This window comes from Micromonospora salmantinae, assembly GCF_022230905.1.
GTDB lineage: Bacteria > Actinomycetota > Actinomycetes > Mycobacteriales > Micromonosporaceae > Micromonospora > Micromonospora salmantinae.
In genome coordinates this window covers 131,805-155,931 of record NZ_JAKKFG010000012.1, presented here as the reverse complement: position 1 = coordinate 155,931, position 24,127 = coordinate 131,805, and the positions used below count along the sequence as shown (strand labels likewise).

Here is a 24,127-nt window from a genome sequence, read left to right as displayed (position 1 = left end):
AGGCCCTCCTCGAACGACTACCGGAAGCGCAGAGCGGTCGGGCCCTGCACCTTCGAGCCACGGCGCTGCTTGGCCGGCATGGCGGCCAGCTTCTCCCGCAGCTCGACGGCGTAGGCGGCGAGCGCCTCCACCAGGTCGGGCACCGAGGCGTGCGGCGGCTGGACGTCGACGCGCAGGCCGAACTCCGTCGCGGTCTCCGCCGTCTTGGGCCCAATGACGGCAACAACGGTCCGGGCGTGCGGCTTCCCGGCGATGCCGACCAGGTTGCGCACGGTGGAGGACGAGGTGAAGAGCACCGCGTCGAATCCGCCCGACTTGATCGCGTCGCGGATCTCGGCGGGCGGCGGAGCGGCCCGCACCGTCCGGTACGCGGTCACGTCGTCGACCTCCCAGCCGCGCTCGGTGAGCCCGGCGGCGAGGGTCTCGGTGGCGATGTCGGCGCGCGGCAGCAGCACCCGTCCCACCGGGTCGAGGATCTCGTCGTGCGGCGAGAACTCGGCCAGCAGGCCCTCCGAGGACTGCTCCCCGGCGGGGATCAGCTCCGGCTGGATGCCGAACGCGCGGACCGCGTCCGCTGTGGCCTCGCCGATGCAGGCGATCTTGACGCCGCCGAAGTGCCGGGCGTCGAGACCGTGCTCGGCGAACTTCTCCCAGACCGCGCGGACCGCGTTCACCGAGGTGAAGATCACCCAGGCGTACCGGCCGTCGACCAGGCCCTTGACCGCCCGCTCCATCTGCGCCGGGGTACGCGGCGGCTCGACCGCGATGGTCGGCACCTCGCACGGGATCGCCCCGTACGCGCGCAGCCGGGCGCTCATCGCGCCAGCCTGCTCCTTGGTACGGGGTACGAGCACCTTCCAGCCGTACAGCGGGCGGTTCTCCCACCAGCTCAGCTTGTCGCGCTGCCCCACGCCGACACCGACGGTGAGCACCACCCGGCCGGTGAAACCGAGCGCGGCGGCCACGAAGCTGTCCACAGTCGACGTGGTCGTGTACTGGGTCTCGCCGGTGCCGTCGCCGGTCACCCCGACGCCAGTGGTGCCGTCGACCCCGGCGGCGAGCAGCCCGTCCCGGACGGCGGCGAGGTCACCGGCGTCCACGGCGAGCGCTAGCGAACCCCGGCCGACGGCCGTGGCCAGCGCCTCGAAGTCCAGTGCGCTGACGTCCTCGACGTCGGCTGCCGTACGCACACCCGGCAGCGGGACCCCGGCGTAGGTGGCCACACCCTCGGCCTGGCCGACGCCGGGCACCACCTCGAAGTGGGCGGCGGTGCGGGCCACCGCCTGCACCTCCTTGACCACCGAGTCGTGCCCGAACGGGTCGCCGGCGACCAGGTGCACCGCGTTGAGCCCGGAGCGGGCCGCGGAGATCAGCACCTTCGCCACGTCCCCCGGCGCGCCCTCGGCCGGGGTGAACTCGGCATCGTCCCTGGCCTCGGCGCGAACGACGGTGAGCAACGACTCCGGGACTCCCCGGTCGTAGATCACCTGGTCGGCGTCGACCAGGGCGTCGTGGGCCCGACGGGTCAGCAGGCCCGGGTCACCGGGGCCAGCCCCGACGAACGCGATACGGCCGACGGGCTTACGGGTGCGGGTCATTCTGTGCTCCCAAATTGCTGGGTCCCCGGGCCGGTGTGTCCTTCGTGGCCGAGGATCGAGTCGGCGCCGAGCTCGAGGAGTTCGGCGGCGAGTGCCTTACCGATCTCCGCCGCGTCGGCGGGCGTTCCGGTGCGGGACAGCCGGAGGTCACGAGTGCCGTCCGGGCTGATCACCGCCCCGCGCAGGTAGATCTCATCGCCGGTCTCGCCTTCGGCGAGTTCGGCATAGGCGGCGACGGGTGCGCTGCACCCGGCCTCCAGGGTTGCCAGAAACGCACGTTCCGCGGTGACCGCGGCACGCGACGGTGCGTGGTCGAGCACGGCGAGCAGCCCGACCAGGTCCTGGTCGTCGACCCGGCACTCCACGGCCAACGCACCCTGAGCGGGGGCGGGCAGCATGAGCATCGGGTCCAGCGACTCGGTGATCACGTCGAGCCGGCCGAGTCGGGCCAGACCGGCCCGGGCCAGGACGACGGCGTCGAGGTCGGCCTCGGGGCCGAGCACGCGCCCCAGGCGGGTGTCGACGTTGCCGCGGATCGGGGTGACCTCCAGTTGCAGGCCGAGGGCATGCAACTGGGCGATCCGGCGCAGCGCGCCGGTGCCCACTGTGGCCCCGGGCGGCAACTCGGCGAGCGTTCGGCCGTCGCGGGCCACCAACGCGTCGCGCGGGTCCTGCCGGGCCGGCACCGCCGCGATGTGCAGCCCACCGGCGGCGGCCGTGGGCAGATCCTTGTACGAGTGCACCGCGAAGTCGATCGTGCCGGCGGTCAGCGCGTCGCGCAGGGCGGAGACGAACACCCCGACGCCCAGCCGGTGCACCGGCGCGTTGGAGCGGTCGCCCGCGGTGACCACCTCGACCAGCTCGACGGGGCGGCCGGTGGCGGCGGTCACCGCCTCGGCGACCTGGCCGGACTGGGCCATCGCCAGGGCGCTGCCCCGGGTGCCGAGGCGCAGGGGGGCGGTCATCGCGCACCTCCGGTGGGTGGGGTGGGCTCGGCGGCGTCGGCTCCGGACACCGGGTCGGTGCCGGGGAGCGCCATGCCGAGGTCGGGGGTCAGCACGTCCGGGACGGTGTCCACCGGCGAGGTCTGCGGCACCTCGAGGTCGAACAGCTCGCGCAGCAGTGCCGCGTACTGGTCGCCGCCGGGTTCCGCGGCCAACTGGCGGACCTTGACGGTGGGCTGGTGCAGCAGCCGCTGCACGACCCGGTGCACAGTGCGGGCCACCTCGGCCCGCAGGTCGTCGCCGAGGTCGGGGCGACGCTGGGCGAGTCGGCGCAGCTCGGCGGTGACCACGTCGTCGGCCCGGCCGCGCAGCGCGGCCACTGTGGGTGCCACGTCGGCGCCGCGCAGCCAGGTGAGGAAACCCTCGACCTCGCTGAGGACGATGCGTTCGACGGCTGCGGCGTCGGCAGCCGCCGGACCGTCGGCGAGCAGCGCCGCCATCCGGTCGATGTCGATCACCTCGACACCGGGCAGCTCGGCAACGCCCTCCTCGACGTCGCGCGGAACGGCCAGGTCGAGCAGGACCAGCGGGCCCCGGGACGGGTCGCGTTCGGCCAGCGCCGTGGTGACCACCGACCGGGTGAGGACCGGTTCGGTGGACGCGGTGGCGGCCACTACGATGTCCACTGTGGAGAGGGTGTCGGCCAGCTCGGTCATCGGCGCGGCACTTGCCCCGTACGACTCGGCGAGCCGGACGGCCCGGTCGGCGCCCCGGTTGCTGACGGTGAGCGGCCCGGCGCCCAACCGGGACAGCGTGGCGACCCCGAGCGAACCCATCGCACCGGCGCCGACCACCAGGGCCGGGTGGCCGACGAGGTCGCCGTCGAGGTGCCCGGCGGCCAGCTCCAGGGCGGCGGTGACGACGCTCTGGCCGGCCCGGTCGATGCCGGTTTCGGCGTGGGCCCGCTTGCCGACCCGCAACGCCTGCTGCATCAGCTCGTGCAGCAGCCGGCCGGCCGAGTCGGCGCCGGTGGCCCAGTGGTACGCGTCACGCAGTTGGCCGAGGATCTGCGCCTCGCCCACCACCATCGAGTCCAGACCGGTGGCGACCCGGAAGACGTGGTCCACGGCCGCGGTGTCGTAGTGCACGTACAGGTGGCTGGCGAGCGCGGTCGGCGAGCTGCCGGCCTGCTCGGCCAGCACGGCGCAGATGTCGCCGAGCCCGCCGTGGAAACCGGACACGGCGGCGTAGACCTCCACCCGGTTGCAGGTGGAGACGATCACCGCCTCGGCCACGTACGGCTGGGCGACCAGGCGGTCCAGTGTGCGGGTCAGGTCGGCGGGGGGCACGGCCAGCTGCTCCAGCGTGGCGACCGGGGCGGTCCGGTAGGACGCGCCGACGACGAGCAGTTTCACGTGCCTATCGCCTCCTGGGTGTCGGTGGCCGCGAACCCGCCCGGCAGGGCGGTGAGAGCGGTCCCGCCGGTGGCGGGCAGCGCGGTCAGCGACGCCTTGCGGTGCTCGTGGAAGGACAGAATCTGCAGCTCGATGGCGAGGTCGACCTTGCGCACGTCGACCCCCTCCGGAACCGAGAGTACGCACGGCGCGAAGTTGAGGATGCTCGTCACGCCGACGGCGACCAGTTGGTCGGCGACCTGCTGCGCGGCGGCGGCCGGGGTGGCGATCACGCCGATCGCGAGGGATTCCTCCGCGGCGACCGTCGGCAAATCGTCGACATGCCGGACTACCAGGCCGTTGATCTCCTCACCGACCCGGGAGGGATCGGCGTCGAGCAGTGCGGCGATCCGGAAGCCCCGGCTGGCGAAGCCGTCGTAGCCGGCCAGAGCGTGACCGAGATTACCCACGCCGACCAGGGCGACCGCCCGGCGTTGGGTGAGCCCGAGCACATACTCGATCTGCTCGATCAGCAGCGCGACGTCGTAGCCGACGCCCCGGGTGCCGTACGAGCCGAGGTGGGAGAGGTCCTTGCGGAGCTTGGCGGAGTTGACTCCGGCGGCGGCGGAGAGGCCCTCGCTGGAGACCGTCTCGTGCCCGGCGTCGGCGAGGTTGTGCAGCGCGCGCAGGTACTCCGGGAGCCGAGCGACGGTCGCCTCGGGCAGATCCGGGAGCGTCGGTACGGCACCGGCGCGGCCGGGCGCGCCTGGGTGACGGTGCTGACTCATGAGACTCCGTGCGGTGCGATCCTCGGCCAACTCCGCTGGTCGGCCGTTTGTGGACTCCCGCTGGCGACCGAGGTTGCCGGCTGTGCTAGCAGGGCGCGTCGGAGTCACAGCGTAGGCGCTTGTGAAGACGTGCACAAATCGCGATCTTGTCGCTGCGTGGCGCGACCTCACCAGCCCCTCCATTCCACAAGATCGATTGAACGCCCAGGTCCACCCACGGCCCCGGGCGATTATTGCTCAATCCCGACTTCTCTGACCAATCCCGCGCCGGCCCTGCCCCGGGCCCTCTTCGCGGTGGTAGGGGCAGCACTACGGAGGAGAGGCGGGGTTTCGGGATGGGGACACCGAGCCCAGATGCCTAGCCTTTGAGCATGACCGCCGTTGCCGCCACCAGCGACCGACCGACGCTGGCACCGAGCATCCCCCGCCAGCTCTTCGTCGACTCCGGGTACGTCCTGCTCGGCCTGCCGCTGGGGCTGGCCAGCTTCGTCGTCCTCATCGTCGGCCTCGCGGTCGGCATCGGCCTGGTGGTCACGGTGATCGGCCTGCCGATCCTCAGCGGCACCCTGTACACCGCCCGTGGCCTGGCCGACGTCGAGCGGCTGCGGCTGCCCGCTGTGCTCCACCAGCCCCGGATCCGGCCGCACTACCGGCTGCCCGAGGCCGGCGCGAACGCCTGGCGGCGGATCTTCGTACCGATGCGGGACGCCCAGTCCTGGCTCGACCTGGCGCACGGCATCCTGCGGCTGATCGCGGCGGCGGGCACCTTCGTGGTGACACTGTCCTGGTGGGCCGCGGCGATCGCCGGGTCGCTCTACTGGGCGTACGACTGGGCCCTGCCCCGGGCCGACGGCGAGGGTGATCAGGACCTGGCGCAGCTGCTCGGCCTGGGCGACTCGACCACCGCCCGGATCGGCCTGTACACCGCGCTCGGGGTGTTCTTCCTGATCACCCTGCCGATCGTGGTGCGGGGCTGCGCGCTGCTCCAGGCCAGCTTCGCCAAGGCGATGCTGACCGGGGTTGCCGAGATGCGCGACCGGATCACAGTGCTGGAGGAGCAGAAGCGGGCCGCCGTCTCCGCCGAGGCCTCCGCGCTACGCCGGTTGGAACGTGACATTCACGACGGCCCCCAGCAGCGCCTGGTCCGGCTGGCGATGGACCTCAGCCGGGCCCGGATGCAGCTCGCCTCGGACCCGGAGGCCGCCGGCCGCACCATCGACGAGGCGGTCACCCAGACCCGGGACACGCTGGCCGAGCTGCGGGCGCTGTCCCGGGGCATCGCGCCGCCGATCCTGGTCGACAGGGGCCTGCCCAGCGCTCTCGCGGCTATCGCCGGCCGCGGGCTGATCCCGATCGAGCTCCAGGTGGACCCGCAGCTCGGCACCCCGGCCGGACGGCTCGACCCGGCGGTGGAGAACACCGCGTACTTCGTGGTGTCCGAGGCGTTGACCAACGTCGCCAAGCACAGCCGGGCCACCGAGGCCACCGTGGCCGTGGCCCGGCGGGACACCCGCCTGCAGGTGCGGGTCGGCGACGACGGGCAGGGCGGCGCGCACCTGGCCAAGGGGCACGGGCTCGCCGGCATCGCCGACCGGGTCCGGGCCGCCGGTGGCGAACTGGTGGTGGTCAGCCCGACCGGCGGCCCCACCGAGGTCCGCGCCGAGCTTCCCCTGTGAGCGCGAGGAGTGAGCCGGGTTTGCGAGCCCCGCAGTCGCGAACAAACGAGATGCTGTGACCGGTCCGGCACCGCGCCGAGCCCGCACGACGGGCCGGACGTGGTAGACAACACAGCCATGCGCATCGTGATCGCCGACGACGCCGTCCTGCTCCGGGAGGGGCTGGTCCGGCTGCTGACCGAGAGCGGGCACCAGGTGGTGGCCGCCGTCGGGGACGGTGACGCCCTGGTCGAGGCGGTGGTCGAGCACCGGCCCGACGTGTCGATCGTCGACGTCCGGATGCCGCCGTCGCACACCGACGAGGGGCTGCGGGCTGCGGTGGAGGCGCGCCGGCTGGTGCCGCGTACGCCGATCCTGGTGCTCTCCCAGTACGTCGAGGTGTCGTACGCCGATGATCTGCTCGCCACCACCGGCGGCGCCGGCGGCGGGATCGGCTACCTACTCAAGGACCGGGTGGCCGCGATCGACGAGTTCCTGGACGCGCTGCGGCGGGTGGCGGGCGGCGGCACGGTGCTCGACCCGGAGGTGGTCGGTCAGCTCTTCGCCCGGCGGCGCCGGGACGACCCGCTGCGCGAGCTGACCCCCCGCGAGCGCGAGGTGCTCGCCCTGATGGCCGAGGGGCGTTCGAACACCGCCATCGCGCGCGCCCTGGTGGTCAGCGACGGCGCCGTGGAGAAGCACGTGCGCAACATCTTCACCAAGCTCACCCTCCCGCCGGACACCGAACAGCACCGGCGGGTGCTGGCCGTCCTCACCTATCTGCGGAACTGACCTCCCGGGCCAGGGCAACCGCGTCGGTGAGGGTGTCGGCCACCGGGTGACCGGAGGCGCGCAGCCGGGCCGGGTCGGTGAACCCGCCGGTGTAGAGCACGGCACGGCCACCCACCGCGAGCGCCGCGTCCGCGTCGTCGATGGAGTCGCCGATCAGCACCACCGAGGCGCCGTCCACGCCCAGTTCGACCAGGTGCTGCTGGAGCGACTCGGCCTTGTGGCCGCCGCCGACAGTGGCCCGCAGCCCGTCGACGCGGGTGAAGTGACCGGTCAACCCGTACGTGTGCACTGTCGGGACCAGCTCCTCGTGGAACCACATGGAGAGCAGGCTCTGGCTGCCCGGCCAGGCCGCCATCGCGTCGCGCGCGTCGGCAGCCAGCTCACAGGTGGTCAACCCGGTGCGGTACGCGTCGTGGAAGATCTTGTCCAGTCGGCCGAACTCGTCGTCGTCCACGGCCTGCCCGAGCACCTCGGCGTAGTACTCGGCGATCGGCCTGCGGAATCGCACCCGGTGCTCTTCGGGGGTGACCGTCGGCCCACCGAAGCTCGCGAACACGACGTTGGTGGCGGACACCACCAGGCTGAGGTCGTTGAGCAGGGTGCCGTTCCAGTCCCAGACGAGGTGCGGGGGCGCAGAGGTCATCAGAGCACCATAGGCACCCGTCAGAGCTGCGGCGTGGTCAGGTCCCGCAGCAGCCGGTCCTCCTCGACCCGCCAGTAGCCGTGCTCCTTGCCGTCGAGCATCACCACCGGCAGCCGGTCCCCGTACTCCCGCTCCAACCCCTCGTCGCCGGTGACGTCCCACTCAACCCACTTGTCGCCGGTGACCGCGACCACCCGGTCGAGCGCCGCCTTGGCGTCGTCGCACAGGTGGCAGCCGGGTCGGGTGATCAGGGCGAGTCGGGCGTCACTGGCCATCGGTTACCTCCGTGCGGTCGGTCGGCGTCGCCGACCGGAGTTGGGTCTTGCGTACCTTGCCGATCGCCGAGTGCGGCAGGGCGTCGACGAACTCGACAGCGGTCGGGCACTTGAACCGGGCCAGGTTCCGCGCGCAGTGGGCGAGCAACTCCTCGCTGGTCACCGGTCGGCCCTGCACCGGCACCACGTACGCCCGCACAGTCTCGCCGGTCCGCGGGTGCGGCACACCCAGTACCGCCGACTCGACCACCCCGGGGTGCCCGGCGAGCACCAGCTCGACCTCGTGCGGATAGACGTTGAACCCGTTGACCAGGATCAACTCGCCGAGCCGGTCGACCAGGAAGAGGTCCCCGTCCTCGTCGGCGTACGCGATGTCACCGGTGCCCCACCAACCCTCGGCGGCCGGGCCGCCCCGACCGTCGGGCCAGTAGCCGGTGAAGAGGTTGGGGCCGGACACCACGATCTGCCCCGGGTCGGTGCCCGGCGCCACGTCGGAGATGTCCAGCTCGTCCGGGTCGTCGTCGGGGACGGTCAGCCCGTCGCGCCACAGGTCCGTCCCGTCGGCGCCGACCAGGCGTAGCCGCACCCCGGGCAGCGGCCGGCCGATCGAACCCGGCTTGGCCACGCCGCCGACCAGGGTGGAGGTGAGCACCGGCGCGGTCTCGGTGAGGCCGTACCCGATGTGCACCTGATGCCCGGTGACCTCCGCGAAGCGCGCCGCGACAGCGGGTTCGAGCGGTGCCGCGCCGCAGACCGCTACCCGCACCGCCGCGGTCGCCGCGCGGGCCGTGGCCGCGCCGGCCCAGGTCAGGAACATCGACGGTACGCCGACCAGCACGCTGACCCGGTGCCGCTCGACCTCGTCCAGCCCCGCCGTCGGGCCGGGCTCGTCGAGCAGCACACCGGCCGCGCCGTGGTGCACGACCGCGCCGAGCCCCGAGTTGAGCCCGTACGCGTGGAACAGCGGCAACGCCAGGAGAACAGTGTCGGTCGGCCCGACCACCGGCGGTTCGATCTCCGCGACCTGTTCGTGGTTGGCGAGCAGCGCCTGGTGCGAGAGCATCGCCCCCTTGGGTCGCCCCTCGGTGCCGGAGGTGTAGAGCAGTACAGCCAGGTCGGCGCCGCCGCGTCGAGGGCGGGGTGCCGGTCCGGGCGCCTCGGCGGTCGGTGGCGTGCCGTACACCGAGGCGAGTGCGGGCAGTTCGGCGGCCACGTCGGCGACCAGCGCTCGAACGTGGTCGGTGGCGATGAGCACCGACGCGCCGGAGTCGGCCAGCACGTGCCGTAGCTCCGGGGCGGTGAGGCCGGGGTTGACCGGCACGGTGACCAGCCCGGCGCGGAGGGCGCCGAGCCAGGCGATCACGAAGTCCGGCGTGTTGGGCAGCGCGATGGCGACGCGTGGCGGCGTACCGCCGGGGTCGGTGGGTGGCGCTGCGGCGGACAGGCCGCGCGCGGCGGCGTCCACCGCGGCGTCCAGTTCGGACCAGCTCACTGTGTGCTCACGCCAGTGCAGCGCGGGCCGGTCGGCGCGGTCGAGAGCCGCCCGGCGGACCCGGTCGGCGAGGTTCGGCGCGGGGCTTTCCGAGGCGTCCTGCACGGTGATCGAGTCTGGCACAGCGGACAGCGACGGGCCACGCCCGATGGTGGGGCCCACGCCCGGAGGGCGACACCGCGACAGTCCCATGTACGGGACTGTCCGGTGTGCCACCGGCGATCCGATCAGGTCCTGTCGATGGGACGTGCGACGCTGACCACGGGCAGTTCGGCCGCCCCCGTCCGGCCGCCCGGCGCGGCGGGTCGGCCGAATGGTGGTAAGCCTCCGACCTGGGGATCCATCCTGGAACACCCGACCGGCGGAAAGTCAATCGCACACGACGGACAACCGGTCCGCCACCGGTGCGACGGAGCGGGAAATACTTCCGCCTTGTGTAACGGACTTGCCACGCGCGGGTGACGTTGGCCCTATCATCACTCGGGTCGGCTCACCCCATTTGCCGTGAGTCGACACCCCTCAGCCCGAGGAGGCCCCCGTGCCTGTGAGCGCATTGGACCAGCACCTCCAGGGGAATTGCCGCCCGTCGGCAACTCCCGTGACCGTCCTGCCCGACCGGTCAACCGGTCGGTCCGCCCCGACGAGACCTAGACCGGCCCGCCCGGCGACCGACGGGACGGGGGCAACACGGTGACCACCTTCGGTTACGCGGAACGCCCGGTCGGCCTGACCGGTCAACCCGCCCGCTCCCACGTGAACGAGCGGCCAGCGGCCCGTGCCCCATCGGACGAACAGCACGGCGGCGTCGTGCGGGGTGACGGCGCGGCGCAGCGGATCCGCAGCCGGCCACACCACAACGAGCCACCGCCGCGACCCGCGGTGCCCGGTGGCAACGCGAAGCCGGCCGGCGGCCGGGTCGCCGTACCGTCTCGACCCACAATGCCTGTGCAGGGTCGTCGGGTAGCCGACACACCGGCGGTCACCACCGACCCGGCGGCGGGTGAGACAGCGGTGATCCCGGCGGTGCCGGCCACCACCGCGACCACCCCGACCGGTTTCCCGAGCCGCCCGGACCCGTCCGACCCGGCAACCGAGGTCTGGACGCTGATCGAGCGGGCCCAGGCCGGCGAGTCCGAGGCGTTCGGTCTGATCTACGACCGCTACGTGGACACCGTGTTCCGGTTCGTCTACTTCCGGGTCGGCAACCGGCAACTCGCCGAGGATCTCACCTCGGACACCTTCCTGCGCGCGCTCAAGCGGATCGGCAGCTTCACCTGGCAGGGCCGCGACCTCGGCGCCTGGCTGGTGACCATCGCCCGCAACCTCGTCGCGGACCACTTCAAGTCGGGCCGGTACCGGCTCGAGGTCACCACCGGCGACGTCCTCGACGCCGACCGGGAGGACCGGGGCCCGGAGGGGAGCCCGGAGGCGGCGGTGGTGGAGCACATCACCAACGTCGCGCTCCTCACCGCCGTGAAGCAGCTCAACCCGGAGCAGCAGGAATGCATCGTGCTCCGCTTCCTCCAGGGCTTCTCGGTCGCCGAGACGGCCCGCGCGATGGGCAAGAACGAGGGAGCCATCAAGGCCCTCCAGTACCGCGCCGTCCGCGCCCTGGCCCGGCTGCTGCCCGACGGCTTCCAGCCGTAGTTTGTTACGGCGGGACCGACGGGCGTCGATCAACGTCCGCGCAGCTCAGAGTCGGTCCCGCCCGGTGATGCCCATCACTTTCTGTAATTTCCGCTCCGCCAGGCCCGTAACCCGTGCCCCGTCCGCCGCGTTTCTCCGGGTGCGACCGGTGGATGTCCCGGCAGGCCCGGGTCACCGAGGTCCGACCGGCATGCCGGCGGCACCTCACCTCCGTGGTGTCACACTGCCGCCCGGTCGCTGGCAACGACGGCGGCCGACCGGCCGTGACCAGCGAGAGGAGGTGCCTGCGGTGGACAACACCCTCTTCTCCCGCCGGCGCGCGGAGCGCTTCGCGCAGCTTCTCGACGAGGCCAACGGCGCTCGACGACACCACGTGCGATCCCGGGTGGACGGCCAACTGGCGCCGCTCGTCGCAGTGGGTCAGCGGCTCAGCGTCGACCCCCCGGCTGTCGAGGTGGACCAGGACTTCCGTACCGGCCTGCGGGCGATGCTGCTCGCAACCGCCGAGCGGGAAGGGCTGGGCAGCACACCAGCGGCGGTCAGCGAACCGGCCGCCACGAACACCCGCGGGCGGCTACTGCCGGCCGTCACCGCACGGCGGGCCCGAGCCCGGGGCGCGATCCTGGTCGGCATCGCCGCCGGGGCCATCGCCGTCTCCGGGATCTCCGCCGCCAGCGAGAACGCGGTGCCCGGTGACGCGCTGTACGGCATGAAGCGCTCCACCGAACGGGCACAGCTCGCCCTGGCCAGCTCCGACATCAGCAGGGGCCAACTCTTCCTGGACTTCGCCCGGACCAGAGTCGGCGAAGCCGCCAAGCTGCGCGGCGACCGGATCGGCTACAGCGCGGTCCTCGACGACATGGACGCCGACAGCCGGCAGGGAGTCCGCCTGCTGACCTCGGCCGCTGTGCAGCGGGCCGAGCCGGGCAGCCTGGACACTCTCAACACCTTCGTGTCGAGCCAGCGCCGGGCCGTACGCGGTCTGCTCGACGGGAGCACCCGGGTCGACCGGGAACGGACCCAGCGGTCGCTGGTGTTGCTGGACGGCATCCGGGAACGCTCGGACGACCTGCGCGCGGCGATCGCCTGCGGCCTGCCGGCACCGACCGCCAGCGACGCCCTCGGGCCGAACCCGGGCACCTGCCCCGGGGCCCGCTGACCCGCGTCCCCATACCGCACGTCCGACCGGCCGCGCCACAGTTCGCTGTGTGCCCGGCCGGTCGCCCGTCTACGGCGGATACCCTCGCGGGGGAGCATCCGTCGTACCGGTGAGGAAGGGATTCGCGTGGCGCGTAGCCGTAAGGTGACGGTCAGCACCGACGCCGAGGGGCACACCGCAGCCTGGGCGGAGACCGACCTGGCCCCGGTGAGCGCACCCGACCCGACCGGCGCGGCGTTCTTCGACGTGGACAACACGATGATGCAGGGCGCGTCGATCTACTGGTTCGCCCGTGGTCTCGCCTCCCGAAACTACGTGACCACCGCCGACCTGGCCCGATTCGCCTGGCAGCAACTCCGCTTCCGGCTGCTGGCCCGGGAGCACGCCGGTGACATGTCAGTGGCCAAGGAGGCGGCGCTGGCCTTCGTCCAGGGCTGGCGGGTCAACGACGTCGAACACCTCGCCGAGGAGATCTTCGACGAGATGATGGCCCCCCGGATCTGGGCCGGCACCCACCAGCTCGCTCAGCGTCACCTGGACGCCGGTCAGCGGGTCTGGCTGGTCAGCGCCGCCCCCGTCGAGATCGGCCGGGTGATCGCCGCCCGGCTCGGCCTGACCGGTGCCATCGGCACTGTGGCCGAGGTGCTGGACGGGGCGTACACCGGGCGGTTGGTGGGTGACCTGATGCACGGGCCGGCCAAGGCCGAGGCGGTCACCCAGCTCGCCGCCGTGGAAGGGCTCGACCTGTCCCGCTGCGCGGCCTACAGCGACTCGGCGAACGACCTGCCGCTGCTCTGCGCGGTGGGCCGGGCAGTGGCCGTCAACCCGGACGGCGCCCTGCTGCGGCAGGCCCGCCAGCACGGCTGGGAGGTGCGGGACTTCCGCACCGGCCGCCGAGCGGTCAAGATCGCCGTACCGTCGACCGCGGCCGCCGGGCTGGTCGCGGGCGCGGTCACCGCCGGACTGGCCCTACAGCGCCGCCGCCGCACCGGCTGAGACGCCCGCCCAGGGCGGGTGCCAAAGCGTCAGGTCGGCTGAGGCCCCTAAGGGCCGAACGGGTCGGGCCGTCGCTCCAGCAGCGTGTGCAGGGTCTGCTGGATGGTCTCCCGCACCTGGTCGGCGAGGTTGAAGACCACCAGCGGGTCGTCCGCCGAGTCGGTCAGGTGTGCAGTGGGGATCGGCGGGCAGAACTCGATCAGCCACTTGCTGGGCAGCGGCACCATGCCCAGCGGGCCGAGCAGCGGGAACGTCGGCGTGACCGGGAAGTAGGGCAGCTTCAGCAGCCGCGCCAGGGGCTTGATGTCGGCGAGCATCGGGTAGATCTCCTCGCCGCCGACGATGGCGACGGGCACGATCGGGGTGCCGGTGCGCAGCGCCGCCGAGACGAACCCGCCCCGCCCGAAGCGTTGCAGTTTGTAACGGTCGGCGTAGAGCTTGCCGATGCCCTTGAAGCCCTCGGGGAACACACCGACCAGATCGCCGCCGCCGAGCAGCCGCTCGGCGTCCGGGTTGCAGGCCACAGTGCCGCCGGTCTTGCGGGCCAACTCGGAGACCACCGGCATCCGGAAGACCAGGTCGGCGCCGAGCAGCCGCAGGTAGCGATGGGCGGGATGCTTGTCGTGCAGCGCCGCCGAGAGGATCAGGGCGTCCAGTGCCACCGTCCCGGAGTGGTTGCCGACCACCAGGGCGGGCCCGTCCACGGGGACGTGCTGCACCCCACTGACCTCGGTGCGGAACCAGTCCCGGTAGAGCAGCCGCAGCAGTGGGTGGAAGACCGCGTCGGTCAACTCCGCGTCGAAACCGAACTCGTCGACCTCGTAGTCACCGGAGAGCCGCCGGCGCAGGAACGCCAACCCGTTCGCGACCTTGCGGTCCCAGTGGTCCCCGGGCCGGTCCGACACCACCGGCTCGGTGCCGCCGGGCAACGCGGCGTCGACCTCGTCGGCCGGCGTCCGAGCCGGGGTCGGGGTCGGGGTCGGCGGTGCGCTGGAGGCGGGCGGTGCGGTCGGGGTCGGCGCGGCCTGCGCGGCCGGTCGATGTCCGTTGCGCCGCGCCGGTTCCGCGTCCGGCGCGGGCACCTGCTGCGGTACGTCGAAACGCCCGACCGACTGCGGGTCGCGCCCCTCCTCCGGCCCACTCATGATGCCGCCTCGGTTCGCGACTGCGGGGCTCGCAAGACCGGCTCGCTCCTCGCGCTCACGATGACCGCTCCCGGACCGCTGAGCGGACCTGCCGGATGCCGTCCAGGACGAGTTGCTCGGCGGCGGCCAGCTGATCCCGGGTGACCACCACCCCACCATGATGGGCGCGGATGAAGTCCTCGAACGCCTCGGCGGTCGACCGGGGTGTGAAGCCGTACTCCTGCTCGAGCCGGCTGGTGTCGACCACCCGGCCGTGCACGAAGAGGTCGACCTGGTCCAGGCCGTAGCGGCCGAAGCCCATGGTGCGGGCCAGCGCGGCGGCCCCGGAAAGACCCGGCTCCAGCACCGGGACGGCGACCCGTCCGGCGCGCCGGATCGCCTGGGACAGCGACAGCACCCCGGGGCCGGCGACGTTGTACGTGCCGGGATGGTCCTCCACGATCGACCGGTGCAGCACCTCCAACGCGTCGTCGAAGTGCAGAAACTGCAGGCGGGGATCACGGCCGAAGACGGTCGGCACGAACGGCTGCGAGAAGTAGCGGGTCAACGTGGTGTCGGCGGTCGAACCGATGAACGGGGCGAAGCGCAGCACCGTGGCGGTGACGTCGGACCGGCGGCGGCGGAAGCCGCGCACGTACCCCTCGAGGTCGAGGATGTCGCGGCCGAAACCGCCGCGCGGCACCTCGCGGGGTTCGGTTTCCTCGGTGAAGACCGCCGGATCCCGGAACGACACCCCGTACGCGGCTGTCGACGAGCGGACCACGAGCTTGCGCAGTCGGGGTGCCCGCTGGCAGGCGGCGAGCATCTGCATGCTGCCGATGACGTTCTGGTCCTTCATCGCGGACCGGCCGCCGTGCTGCGGGTCGGGTGAGGTGACCAGCGCGAGGTGCACGACCGCGTCGACGTCCAGGTCGGCGAGGAGGCCACCGAGGGAACCGCTGTCGACGCGGATGCGTTCGACCCGGTCCAGCAGGTCGGTGAACTCGGTGCCGGAGTCCGGTGCGTCGACGCCGATGACCCGTTCGATGCGCGGGTCGGCGGCCAGTCGGGCCGCCACGTGGGCGCCCAGGTAACGGCCCACTCCGGTGACGACGACGACCCCCGGAGCACCTGAGGTGCCACCGGGGGTCATCTGACGCACCTACGCCGGCAGGATGGACCGAGCCGGGACGACCACGGCCTGATCACCTGAGCCTCCGGAGGTCGACAGTTTGGCAAGTGACGCCGAACGCCGGGCCGACAGCCCGGCGGCGATCACTTGCCGAGACGGCGACGCTGGACGCGGGTCTTGCGCAGCAGCTTGCGGTGCTTCTTCTTAGCCATGCGCTTACGGCGCTTCTTGACCACCGAGCCCATACGACAGCCTTTCGATACAACGTGCGGGGCGGACCGGATGACACCACGCAGGTGGCGACGGCGACCGCTTGCGGACAACGGACCGGACCAGTCTGGGCGGCGGGGCGCACCGGTGGGGTCTCGGTCGGGCTCCAGGGTAGCCGGAGGGCGTCAGCCGGACCAACGCGCCCCCGTCGCGACCGCCTCCGGTTCGCGACCGCGGGGCCCGCGAGCTCACTCCTTACGCCCACCGATGCCGGTCAGCCGGCGATCGGAGGGCGGGGCGGTGGCTCAGGCGGTCTCCTGAAAGGCACCCCGCAGATATTCGTGCACCGCATGCTCGGGCACCCGGAATGACCGGCCGACCCGGACGGCGGTGAGCTCACCGCTGTGCACCAGGCGATAGACAGTCATCTTTGACACCCGCATGACCGTCGCCACCTCCGCGACGGTCAGGAACTTGACCTCCGACAGCCGTCCGTCGGACTGTGACCCGGCCATGGCTCACCGACCCATCCCATGCCCGGCGCGTGCCAACCCGACGGATGCTCCGGGCCGGGCCGGCGACGCGCGTGTTACCAGTACGGTAGCGGGGCGGTTGTGACCGGCGCGATCCCTTCCTGCAACTGATCATGTTTCGGTGGCCGGTTCACCCGGTCCGCGCTCCCGGTATCCGCCCGTGCGCGCCGGTCGTCCGGTTGTTCCGGCGCTGCTCATTCGGTGCGCAGCGCGACCACCGGGTCGAGACGGCCGGCGCGCTGCGCGGGAACCACACCGAAGACGATGCCCACGACCGCCGACACCCCGAAGGCGAGCGCCAACGACCACCAGGTGATCGCCGCCGGAATTGGCGACAGCGCGTCGACCAGCAGGGCGGTTCCCACGCCCAGCGCCATCCCGGTGAGCCCGCCGATCGTGGTGAGCAGCACCGCCTCCAGCAGGAACTGCACGCCGATGTCGCGGGGACGTGCCCCGACGGCCTTGCGCAGCCCGATCTCCCGGGTCCGCTCCCGGACGCTGACCAACATGATGTTGGAGACGCCGACTCCGCCGACGAGCAGCGAAATGCCGGCGATGGCCGCCAGCACGCCGGTGAGGACACCGAGGATGTCGCCGAGCACGCCGAGGATCTGCTGCTGGGTGACGGCGCTGAACTCGGTGTCCGGGTGACGGCGGTTCAGCTCGGCGACGATCCGTTCGCCCAGCTCGTCGATCCGCTCCCGGTCCGGCGCCTTCACCGCGATGCCGTCGACCCGCTGGGTGCCCCAGAGTCGTTGCGCTGCGGTCACCGGCACGTGCACCTCGTCGTCCCGGTCGACGCCGAGGCTCTGCCCGAGGGGCGCGAAGACCCCGATCACCCGGAACCGCACCCCGGCCAGCGCCACCTGCTGGCCGAGCGGGTCCCGGTCGGGGAAGAGCGCACGGGCGACCGAGTCACCGAGCACCGCCACCCGTCGGCTGGTGTCCACGTCGGTGCCGGTGAGGTACCGTCCCCGCGCCAGCGAGCGGGTGAACACCGCCGGGGTCGTCTCCAGGACGCCCTGCACCGTGGTGAAGTCGGAACGGGCGCCGGCCCGCGCTGTCGCCCCGGAGGCGACGGTGACCGCCACCCGATCGGGGTCGCCGACCACCCGGGTGACGGCGTCCACGTCCTTGAGGGTCAGCGGCGAGACGACCGGCGCGTTGCCCACCTCGATCCGGCCGGGGACGACCAGCAGCAGGTTGGAGCCGAGGCCCTCGACCTGTTGCTCGACCTTCTGTTTGGTGCCGGTGCCGATGGCCACCAGCAGCACCACCGAGGCCACCCCGATGATCACCCCGAGCATGGTCAGCGCGCTACGCAGCCGGTTGGCCCGCAGGGCGTCCAGCGCCACCCGCCATGCCTCGGCGACCCTCACGCCGTACCCCCGGGTCGGTCGGCTTGGCGCGCGCCCGCAGCGCCCTCGCGCGCAACGGCATCGCCCCCGGCGGCGTCGCGTGAGTGGGCCTCGGGCCGCTCGACCTCGCGCGGAAGGCGCCCGGTGGCTCCGGCGGCGCCACCGGAGCCACCGGACGGGTGCCCCGGACCGCTTCCGGACGCGGACCGGGGCTCCGCGCTGGGAGCGGGGACCAGTGTCGCAGGTCGACCGTGATCAACGGACGGCGGTCGATCATGAGCAGAGCGCGGGTCGGCGCTGTCCGCCACGACCACCCCGTCGCGCATGGTGATCCGGCGGTGGGCGCGGGCCGCCACCTCCTGGTCGTGGGTGACCATCACCAGCGCCACCCCGGACTCCGCGTTCAACTGCTCCAACAGCTCCAGCACCGCGGCGCCGGTGACGCTGTCCAGGTTGCCGGTGGGCTCGTCGGCCAGCAGCACCGTCGGCTCGGTGACCAGCGCGCGAGCGATCGCCACCCGCTGCTGCTCACCGCCGGACATCTGGTTGGGCCGGTGGTCCAGTCGGTGCCCGAGGCCGACCCGGCCCAGCATCGCCGCCGCCCGCTCCCGCCGCTGCCGGGCCGACACCCCCCGGTAGACCAGGGGCAACGCCACGTTCTCCACCGCCGAGGTACGCGGCAGCAGGTGGAACGCCTGGAAGACGAAGCCGATCGTCTCGTTGCGCAGGGTCGCCATCTCCGGCGGCGCCAGGGCGTTGACGTCCCGCCCGCCGATCACCAGGCGGCCACCGGTGGGCCGGTCCAGCCCGCCGAGGAGGTGCATGAGGGTGGACTTGCCCGAGCCGGACGGGCCGACCAGGGCCACGTAGTCCCCCGACTGCACGGTGAGCGACACCCCGCGCAGCGCCTCCACCGACACCCCGTCGAGCTGGTACGTCCGGGACACGTCCACCGCCTCGATGGCCGGGACACGCTCCCCTGCCGGCGGATCTGCGACGGCTGGTTCGGTCACCGGACTTCCTGGCCGTCGCGGACCTGGTCGGCGCCGCGCACCACGATCCGGTCGCCGGGCTGCACGCCGTTGAGGATCTGCACGAGGTCGGACCCCTGGACGCCCACGGTCACCGACGCTCGGCCCGCCTTGCCGTCACGGACCACCCAGACCGCGTCGCGGCCGTCGGCGGAGAACACCGCCGACGCGGGGACGGTCACCGCGTCCACGGCCTCACGTACCCGCAGGTGCACGATCGCGTTCATTCCGGGGCGGGGCGTCGGGGCCGGCTCGTCCTCGGCCAGCTTCCCGGCGCCCAGCGCGAGGCGGACCCGGTAGGTGACCCCGCCCTGCGCGGAACTGGTGGGCAGCACGTCGACCGAGCGGACGGTGGCGTCGTAGCTGGCGCCGGTGACGGCGTCCAACTCGACGGTGGCCGGCACGCCGGCCTTGACCAGCAGCACGTCGGTCTCGTCCACCTCGGCGAGCAGCCCGAGCTGCCCGGTGTCCACCACGGTCAGCACCGGCGTGCCGGCGGTGACCAGCCCACCGACGACGACGGCGTCGTCCACCCCGGCGGGCGGCCCACCCTGAGTGGGGGCCAGCACGGACGGGTCGAGGCCCGCGCCACCGGCCTGCTCCAACAGCCCGGCCAGACCGGCATTCGCGCCACCGCCGGCCCGGGTGCCGCCGGGCTGCACCACCCCGGCGATCGGGGCGCGCAGGGTCAGCGCGTCGACTGTCGCCTTCGCCAGGTCGTACGCCTGCTGGGCCTGGAGCCGTTGCGCCGCGGAGAGCGCGCCGACGGCGGAACTCAACCCGTTGATCCCCCGCTGCACAGCGCGGACCGCCTGGTCGGCGCTGCGCGCGGCGGCCGCGTACTGGCGTTGCGCGGACGTCACCTGGGTGAGCAGCGCGTCGCGCAGTTGCGGGTCGGCGATCTTCTCGGCGGCCTTGCGGGCCGCGTCGAAGGCCTCGTCGGCGGCCTTGTCGGTGCCACGCCGGCTGCTGGTCAGGCTGCCCGCTCCCACGCCCCGGCCGGCACGCTTCGCAGCGGCCAGCGCCTCCTTGGCCTGACGGAGGCGCTGTTGCGCGCTCGGCGAGTCGACCACCGCCAGCACCTGACCGCGCCTGACCCGTTGTCCAGGTTGGACGCGCAGGCTGGACAGGGTGCCGTCGGCCGGAGCGGTGAGGGTGGCGGCGGCACGGGCGGTCACCGTGGCGGGTGCGTCGATCACCTCGGTGACCGGGTTGCGGGCGGCCGACGCCAGCGCGAGATCGGGGCCTTCGTCGCCGCAGGAGGCGGCGGTGGTGGCGGTGAGGACGACGACGGCGGTCAGGGCGATGAGCAGGCGGGGCCGCATGGTGCTGGCGGGCCGTGACGACTGGGAACGGCGCACCCATCGATGGTACGGCGCACCGCCGCACCGTCTCCGAGCTGCGTCAGGCGGCGGTGGCGCGGACGTACGCCACGCACTCGTCGTGCAGCGTCGACCACTGCTCACCGAACGCCTTCTCGGAGGCCGCGTCGATGGTCCTGCCGTCGTGCACCACTGTCTTGAAGAAGGTGAGCAGCCGCAGCGGCCCGTACCTGTCGACGAGGTGCCGAACGGCCAGGTAACCGATGCCGTAGCTGGCGGCTACCCGTTCGGCGGACGCGTCGTCAGCGGGGTTGACGCCCTCCAACTTGCCGTCCCAGCCGCCCCGGACCATCTTGCGCACGTCGGCGATCCCCTCGTACCGGTCGACCGCCTGGCCGCCGGCACCGGCGAACTCGGCCAGGCCCTCGACCAACCACCAGGTGAGCTTGCCCGGGTAGCCGCGCTCGGGCAACGACGCCGCGTGGGTCAACTCGTGCCGCAGCAGGTCGTCGGTGCCGCTGTTGGAGAGCCCTTCGGCGTTGAGCACCACCTCGTGGTGGCCGCCGCCCACTGTGACCGCGTAACCGCCGGTCCATTCTGGGCGTTCCCCGCCGTACCAGCGCTGCCACTCGGTGCGCCCGGCGTAGAAGATCCGGTATCGGTCCGGCGGTGAGCCGGTCACCGCGTACCCGTCGGCGACCCTTGCCGCCGCCTCGGCCTGCGCGAGCAGGCCGGGCAGCTTGCCGCGCAGCGCCGGGGTGGTGGCGACGATGGTCCGGGCGCCGATGGCGACCGCCAGGTCGCTGATCTCCCACGGTCGGGTGCCGGTCTGCACCGACTTGGATTCCTCCATGGCGACCATCCGGGGCTGGTCGCCGTTCTCCCGCCACCGGGTGCCGATCAGCACCGGGCTGGGCCGGCAGTTCGGCGTGACGAAGCAGTACTGGAAGCGCACCAGCAGCCGCCACTCGCCGGGCTTGCCGATGATCGGCACGGGCAGGCCACTCGGCTCGGCCCGCCAGCCGGTCACCTTGAGCTCGCGTAGCGCGGCGAAGCGTCGGCGCAGGTCGTCGTGGGCGGCGGGATCGGCGACGGCGAGGAAACCGGCGCGGTCGCCAACCAGGAGCGCCGCCGACTGCCGGTGGAGCTGGGCGGTGATCCGGTCGGAAAGCCCCCGGGCCACGGCGGTGGCAGGGTCGTCGGCCGCCGAGGCACCGACCCGGCTGACGGTGGGGCGCGAGCCTGTCTCCCGGATCACTCCGACGACGAGCGCCGCCGGCAGGCCGCAGCCCAGCAGCAGGACGACAACCACGAGCACCGTCCACAGCGGCCAGAGCCGCCGTGGTGCTGGCTGCTGCACCTCGTCAGTCACCCGCCGAAGGGTACGACCACTACCTGGATGCGGCGAGGCCGCCCCGGGCCGATCGGCCCGGCCGCTCGCGCACCTGGCTAGTTGTCATAGCTTTACAGCTAATTCGCTTAGCCAACGTTCACGAGCCGGATACGCGAAACGGGCCGGCGGTGACCCGAGGGTCGCCGCCGGCCCGTCGGCCGAACCGGAGGAACTACTTCTTGGAGATCAGGGCACGGCCGAAGAAGACCAGGTTGGCGGGGCGCTCGGCGAGCCGGCGCATCAGGTAGCCGTACCACTCGTCGCCGTACGGGACGTAGGTGCGCACCGTGTAGCCCTCGCCGACCAACCGGGCCTGCTCCTCGGGGCGGATGCCGTAGAGCATCTGGAACTCGAAACGCTCGGGACCCCTGTCGAACCACCGGGCCCGGTCCTCACCGATGGCGATCATCCGCGGGTCGTGGGTGGCCAGCATCGGGTAACCGTCGCCGGACATCAGGATGTTCATGCAGCGCACGTACGACTTGTCCACCTCACGGGCCGACTGGTACGCCACCGACTCCGGCTCCTTGTAGGCGCCCTTGCACAGCCGCACCCGCGACCCGGCCGAGGAGAGTTCCCGGCAGTCCGACTCGGTCCGCCGCAGGTACGCCTGGAGCACCGCGCCGGTCGACGGGAAGTCCTTGCGCAGCCGGCTCAGCACCTCCAACGTCGAGTCGGTGGTGGTGTGGTCCTCCATGTCCAGGGTGACAGTGGTGCCCGCCGCGTCGGCCGCCGCGCAGATCGCCCGCGCGTTGTCGTACGCCAACTGCTCGTCGAACATCTGGCCGAGGGCGGAGAGCTTCACGCTCACCTCGGCGGCCGGGGTGAGCCCCGCGTCGCCGAGCATCTTCAGCAGTTTCAGGTATTCGTCCCGGGTGGCGGTGGCCTGCTCGGGGCGGACGGTGTCCTCACCGAGGTGGTCGAGGGTGACCGCGAGGCCGTCGTCGACGAGCCCGCGGGTCGCGCGCAACGCGTCGTCGGTGGCGGCGCCGGCGACGAACCGGCGGACGACGTCCCGGGTGTACGGGGCAGTCGCGACGAGCCGCTCGACCTGGGATGACCGGGAGGCGGCGAGGATGACGGAACGGAGCATGAGCCGAGCGTAACGCCCCTGCCAGGGGCCCCGCCGAGGGGCGGCCGGGCCACCTCGACATGGGGGCGGGGCGGCGGCGGTGGCGTCGATCGGCTACAACGATGCCGTGGACCAACGCCCCCGCCGCCGACTCCGCTCGGCCTCCGTGCAGCTCGGCGCGCTCACCGCTCTCGCGCTCGCCCTTTCCGGCTGCAACATGACCTCGGACGACGACGATGACGACGACTGCGCCCTCGGGCCGGTCGGCGGCGGCGACACCGTCGCGCTGGCGATGCGGGTCACCGACCCGGCCGCCGGTCGCACCGCCCCGGAGCCGACCACCGCCGCCCTGCCCGAACGCGGCGGATTCGGCACCCACCTCGCCGCCTGCGGCGGCTGACGTGCGCCGCGAGACGGTCGCGCCTCGCCCCGACTGGGACGCCACCATCCGGTCGCAGGGGCTGGTCTACGTCGACACCGAGCTGCCCGACGGCGGGGTCATGTCGTACTGGGACGAGACCGCCGCGTACGCGTTCGACCTGGACGAGGTGCTGCGGCTGGAGGAGGCCACCGAGGAGCTCCACCGGATGTCGGTGGCCGCCGCCGAGCACGTGGTGGCGCAGCGCCGGTACGCCGAGTTCGGCATCCCGCAGTGGGCGGCCGACGCGGTGGCCCGGTCGCTGCGGGAGGCGCCACCGACCCTGTACGGGCGCTTCGACCTCGCGTACGACGGCACCTGGCCCCCGAAGATGTTGGAGTACAACGCGGACACCCCCACCGCGCTTGTCGAGGCGAGCATCATCCAGTGGTACTGGCTGGAGCAGACCCGGCCGGAGCTGGACCAGTGGAACAGCCTGCACGAGCGGCTGGTCGGCGCCTGGGCCAAGATCGGGGCCGGGCTGCACGACCCCCGGGTGCACGTGCTCTGGTCGAACGAGGAGGAGTCCGGCGAGGACCACATGACCGCCGGCTACCTCGCCGAGACCGCCCGGCAGGCCGGCCTGAGCGTCGAGCTCCAACCCATCCAGGAGATCGGCTGGGACGGCCGGCGCTTCGTCGACGCCGACGACAACCCGGTGACCACCTGCTTCAAGCTCTACCCGTGGGAGTGGATGCTGGCCGAGCCGTACGGGCCGGCGGCCCTGGCCCCGGGCACCCCGACCACCTGGATCGAGCCGGCCTGGAAACTGCTGCTCTCCAACAAGGCGCTGCTCGCGGTCCTCTGGGAGCTGTACCCCGGCCACGAGTACCTGCTCCCGGCGTACCTCGACTCGCCGCGCGGCATGCCGGAGTACGTCGCCAAGCCACTACTCGGCCGCGAGGGCGGATCGGTACGCATCGTCACCGCCGACGAGGAGATCACCAACCCGGGGATCTACGGCGACGAGGGCTGGTGCTACCAGGAGTTCCGGGCGTTGCCGCAGTTCGCCGGCAACCGGATGGTGCTGGGCAGCTGGATCGTCGACGGCGAATCGGCCGGCGTGGGTGTGCGGGAGAGCGCGAGTCTGATCACCGACGGCTACGCGCGGTTCCTGCCGCACTACATCGACGCGCCGCGCACCCGCTGAG

At 72.7% G+C, this 24,127-nt stretch carries 23 protein-coding genes; 7 read left to right on the top strand and 16 right to left on the bottom strand.

The window, feature by feature from the left end; translation table 11 throughout:
• Positions 1 to 17 precede the first annotated feature (17 nt).
• Genes PSH03_RS11265 through PSH03_RS11250 form a run of 4 tightly spaced genes read right to left on the bottom strand, consistent with a single transcriptional unit; the run spans position 18 to position 4,724 of the window.
• A complete protein-coding gene (locus PSH03_RS11265; protein ID WP_112584249.1) occupies positions 18 to 1,598 on the bottom strand; it encodes a bifunctional uroporphyrinogen-III C-methyltransferase/uroporphyrinogen-III synthase in 1,581 nt (526 codons plus the stop codon).
• Positions 1,595 to 2,563 (bottom strand): hydroxymethylbilane synthase, encoded by a 969-nt coding sequence (hemC, locus tag PSH03_RS11260; protein ID WP_210782552.1) that lies wholly within the window; start codon positions 2,561 to 2,563, stop codon positions 1,595 to 1,597. Before hemC ends, PSH03_RS11265 begins: the two co-directional genes overlap by 4 nt.
• Complete coding sequence (locus PSH03_RS11255; protein WP_210782549.1) at positions 2,560 to 3,957, bottom strand: glutamyl-tRNA reductase; 1,398 nt, start codon at positions 3,955 to 3,957, stop codon at positions 2,560 to 2,562. The genes hemC and PSH03_RS11255 overlap by 4 nt, the downstream gene beginning before the upstream one ends.
• The gene (locus PSH03_RS11250; RefSeq protein ID WP_210782547.1) at positions 3,954 to 4,724 is read right to left on the bottom strand and encodes a redox-sensing transcriptional repressor Rex; all 771 of its coding nucleotides are present in this window, start codon (positions 4,722 to 4,724) and stop codon (positions 3,954 to 3,956) included. The genes PSH03_RS11255 and PSH03_RS11250 overlap by 4 nt, the downstream gene beginning before the upstream one ends.
• A gap of 371 nt (positions 4,725 to 5,095) precedes the next feature.
• Here PSH03_RS11250 and PSH03_RS11245 point away from each other — a divergent pair, with 371 nt between their 5' ends.
• Positions 5,096 to 6,400: a sensor histidine kinase gene (locus PSH03_RS11245; protein WP_210782545.1), complete on the top strand. Its 1,305-nt coding sequence runs from the start codon at positions 5,096 to 5,098 to the stop codon at positions 6,398 to 6,400.
• Positions 6,401 to 6,517: 117 nt separating this feature from the next.
• On the top strand, positions 6,518 to 7,171 hold the full coding sequence (locus tag PSH03_RS11240) for a response regulator transcription factor (protein ID WP_030329744.1): 654 nt from the start codon (positions 6,518 to 6,520) through the stop codon (positions 7,169 to 7,171).
• Here PSH03_RS11240 and PSH03_RS11235 read toward each other — a convergent pair.
• The 3 genes from PSH03_RS11235 to PSH03_RS11225 are packed head-to-tail and all read right to left on the bottom strand — an operon-like array spanning position 7,152 to position 9,743.
• A complete protein-coding gene (locus PSH03_RS11235; RefSeq protein WP_238689072.1) occupies positions 7,152 to 7,814 on the bottom strand; it encodes an HAD family hydrolase in 663 nt (220 codons plus the stop codon). The genes PSH03_RS11240 and PSH03_RS11235 overlap by 20 nt on opposite strands.
• A 20-nt stretch (positions 7,815 to 7,834) precedes the next feature.
• Complete coding sequence (locus PSH03_RS11230; protein WP_030490173.1) at positions 7,835 to 8,089, bottom strand: glutaredoxin family protein; 255 nt, start codon at positions 8,087 to 8,089, stop codon at positions 7,835 to 7,837.
• Positions 8,079 to 9,743, bottom strand: coding sequence for an AMP-binding protein (locus PSH03_RS11225; RefSeq protein WP_238689070.1), 1,665 nt, complete (start codon positions 9,741 to 9,743; stop codon positions 8,079 to 8,081). Before PSH03_RS11225 ends, PSH03_RS11230 begins: the two co-directional genes overlap by 11 nt.
• Positions 9,744 to 10,271: 528 nt before the next feature.
• Between PSH03_RS11225 and PSH03_RS11220 the strand changes: the two genes are divergently transcribed.
• The 3 genes from PSH03_RS11220 (at position 10,272) to PSH03_RS11210 (ending at position 13,383) form a co-directional block, all read left to right on the top strand.
• Entirely contained in the window at positions 10,272 to 11,228 is a 957-nt protein-coding gene (locus tag PSH03_RS11220; RefSeq protein ID WP_210782539.1) for an ECF subfamily RNA polymerase sigma factor, BldN family, read from the top strand.
• Between the two features lie 289 nt (positions 11,229 to 11,517).
• Positions 11,518 to 12,387: a DUF5667 domain-containing protein gene (locus PSH03_RS11215; RefSeq protein WP_210782537.1), complete on the top strand. Its 870-nt coding sequence runs from the start codon at positions 11,518 to 11,520 to the stop codon at positions 12,385 to 12,387.
• 126 nt (positions 12,388 to 12,513) lie between these two features.
• A complete protein-coding gene (locus tag PSH03_RS11210) occupies positions 12,514 to 13,383 on the top strand; it encodes an HAD family hydrolase (RefSeq protein WP_238689068.1) in 870 nt (289 codons plus the stop codon).
• Positions 13,384 to 13,430: 47 nt separating this feature from the next.
• Here PSH03_RS11210 and PSH03_RS11205 read toward each other — a convergent pair whose 3' ends face one another.
• From PSH03_RS11205 to PSH03_RS11165, 9 genes are all read right to left on the bottom strand, one after another.
• The gene (locus PSH03_RS11205; protein ID WP_210782575.1) at positions 13,431 to 14,291 is read right to left on the bottom strand and encodes a lysophospholipid acyltransferase family protein; all 861 of its coding nucleotides are present in this window, start codon (positions 14,289 to 14,291) and stop codon (positions 13,431 to 13,433) included.
• A gap of 292 nt (positions 14,292 to 14,583) precedes the next feature.
• A complete protein-coding gene (locus PSH03_RS11200; protein WP_210782533.1) occupies positions 14,584 to 15,660 on the bottom strand; it encodes an NAD-dependent epimerase/dehydratase family protein in 1,077 nt (358 codons plus the stop codon).
• A gap of 122 nt (positions 15,661 to 15,782) precedes the next feature.
• The gene (locus PSH03_RS11195) at positions 15,783 to 15,884 is read right to left on the bottom strand and encodes a 30S ribosomal protein bS22 (RefSeq protein ID WP_007465623.1); all 102 of its coding nucleotides are present in this window, start codon (positions 15,882 to 15,884) and stop codon (positions 15,783 to 15,785) included.
• A gap of 270 nt (positions 15,885 to 16,154) precedes the next feature.
• Positions 16,155 to 16,364, bottom strand: coding sequence for a helix-turn-helix domain-containing protein (locus PSH03_RS11190; protein ID WP_007465625.1), 210 nt, complete (start codon positions 16,362 to 16,364; stop codon positions 16,155 to 16,157).
• Between the two features lie 212 nt (positions 16,365 to 16,576).
• A complete protein-coding gene (locus PSH03_RS11185; protein WP_091402733.1) occupies positions 16,577 to 17,761 on the bottom strand; it encodes an ABC transporter permease in 1,185 nt (394 codons plus the stop codon).
• On the bottom strand, positions 17,758 to 18,753 hold the full coding sequence (locus tag PSH03_RS11180; RefSeq protein ID WP_441005697.1) for an ABC transporter ATP-binding protein: 996 nt from the start codon (positions 18,751 to 18,753) through the stop codon (positions 17,758 to 17,760). The genes PSH03_RS11185 and PSH03_RS11180 overlap by 4 nt, the downstream gene beginning before the upstream one ends.
• Positions 18,750 to 20,096, bottom strand: coding sequence for an efflux RND transporter periplasmic adaptor subunit (locus tag PSH03_RS11175; RefSeq protein WP_210782573.1), 1,347 nt, complete (start codon positions 20,094 to 20,096; stop codon positions 18,750 to 18,752). Before PSH03_RS11175 ends, PSH03_RS11180 begins: the two co-directional genes overlap by 4 nt.
• Before the next feature lie 79 nt (positions 20,097 to 20,175).
• Positions 20,176 to 21,465 (bottom strand): hypothetical protein, encoded by a 1,290-nt coding sequence (locus PSH03_RS11170; protein WP_210782532.1) that lies wholly within the window; start codon positions 21,463 to 21,465, stop codon positions 20,176 to 20,178.
• Between the two features lie 193 nt (positions 21,466 to 21,658).
• A complete protein-coding gene (locus PSH03_RS11165) occupies positions 21,659 to 22,579 on the bottom strand; it encodes a proline dehydrogenase family protein (RefSeq protein ID WP_210782531.1) in 921 nt (306 codons plus the stop codon).
• Positions 22,580 to 22,685: 106 nt separating this feature from the next.
• Here PSH03_RS11165 and PSH03_RS11160 point away from each other — a divergent pair, with 106 nt between their 5' ends.
• Entirely contained in the window at positions 22,686 to 22,958 is a 273-nt protein-coding gene (locus PSH03_RS11160; protein ID WP_225855034.1) for a hypothetical protein, read from the top strand.
• A gap of 1 nt (position 22,959) precedes the next feature.
• Positions 22,960 to 24,126 (top strand): glutathionylspermidine synthase family protein, encoded by a 1,167-nt coding sequence (locus PSH03_RS11155; protein WP_210782526.1) that lies wholly within the window; start codon positions 22,960 to 22,962, stop codon positions 24,124 to 24,126.
• Position 24,127 lies beyond the last annotated feature (1 nt).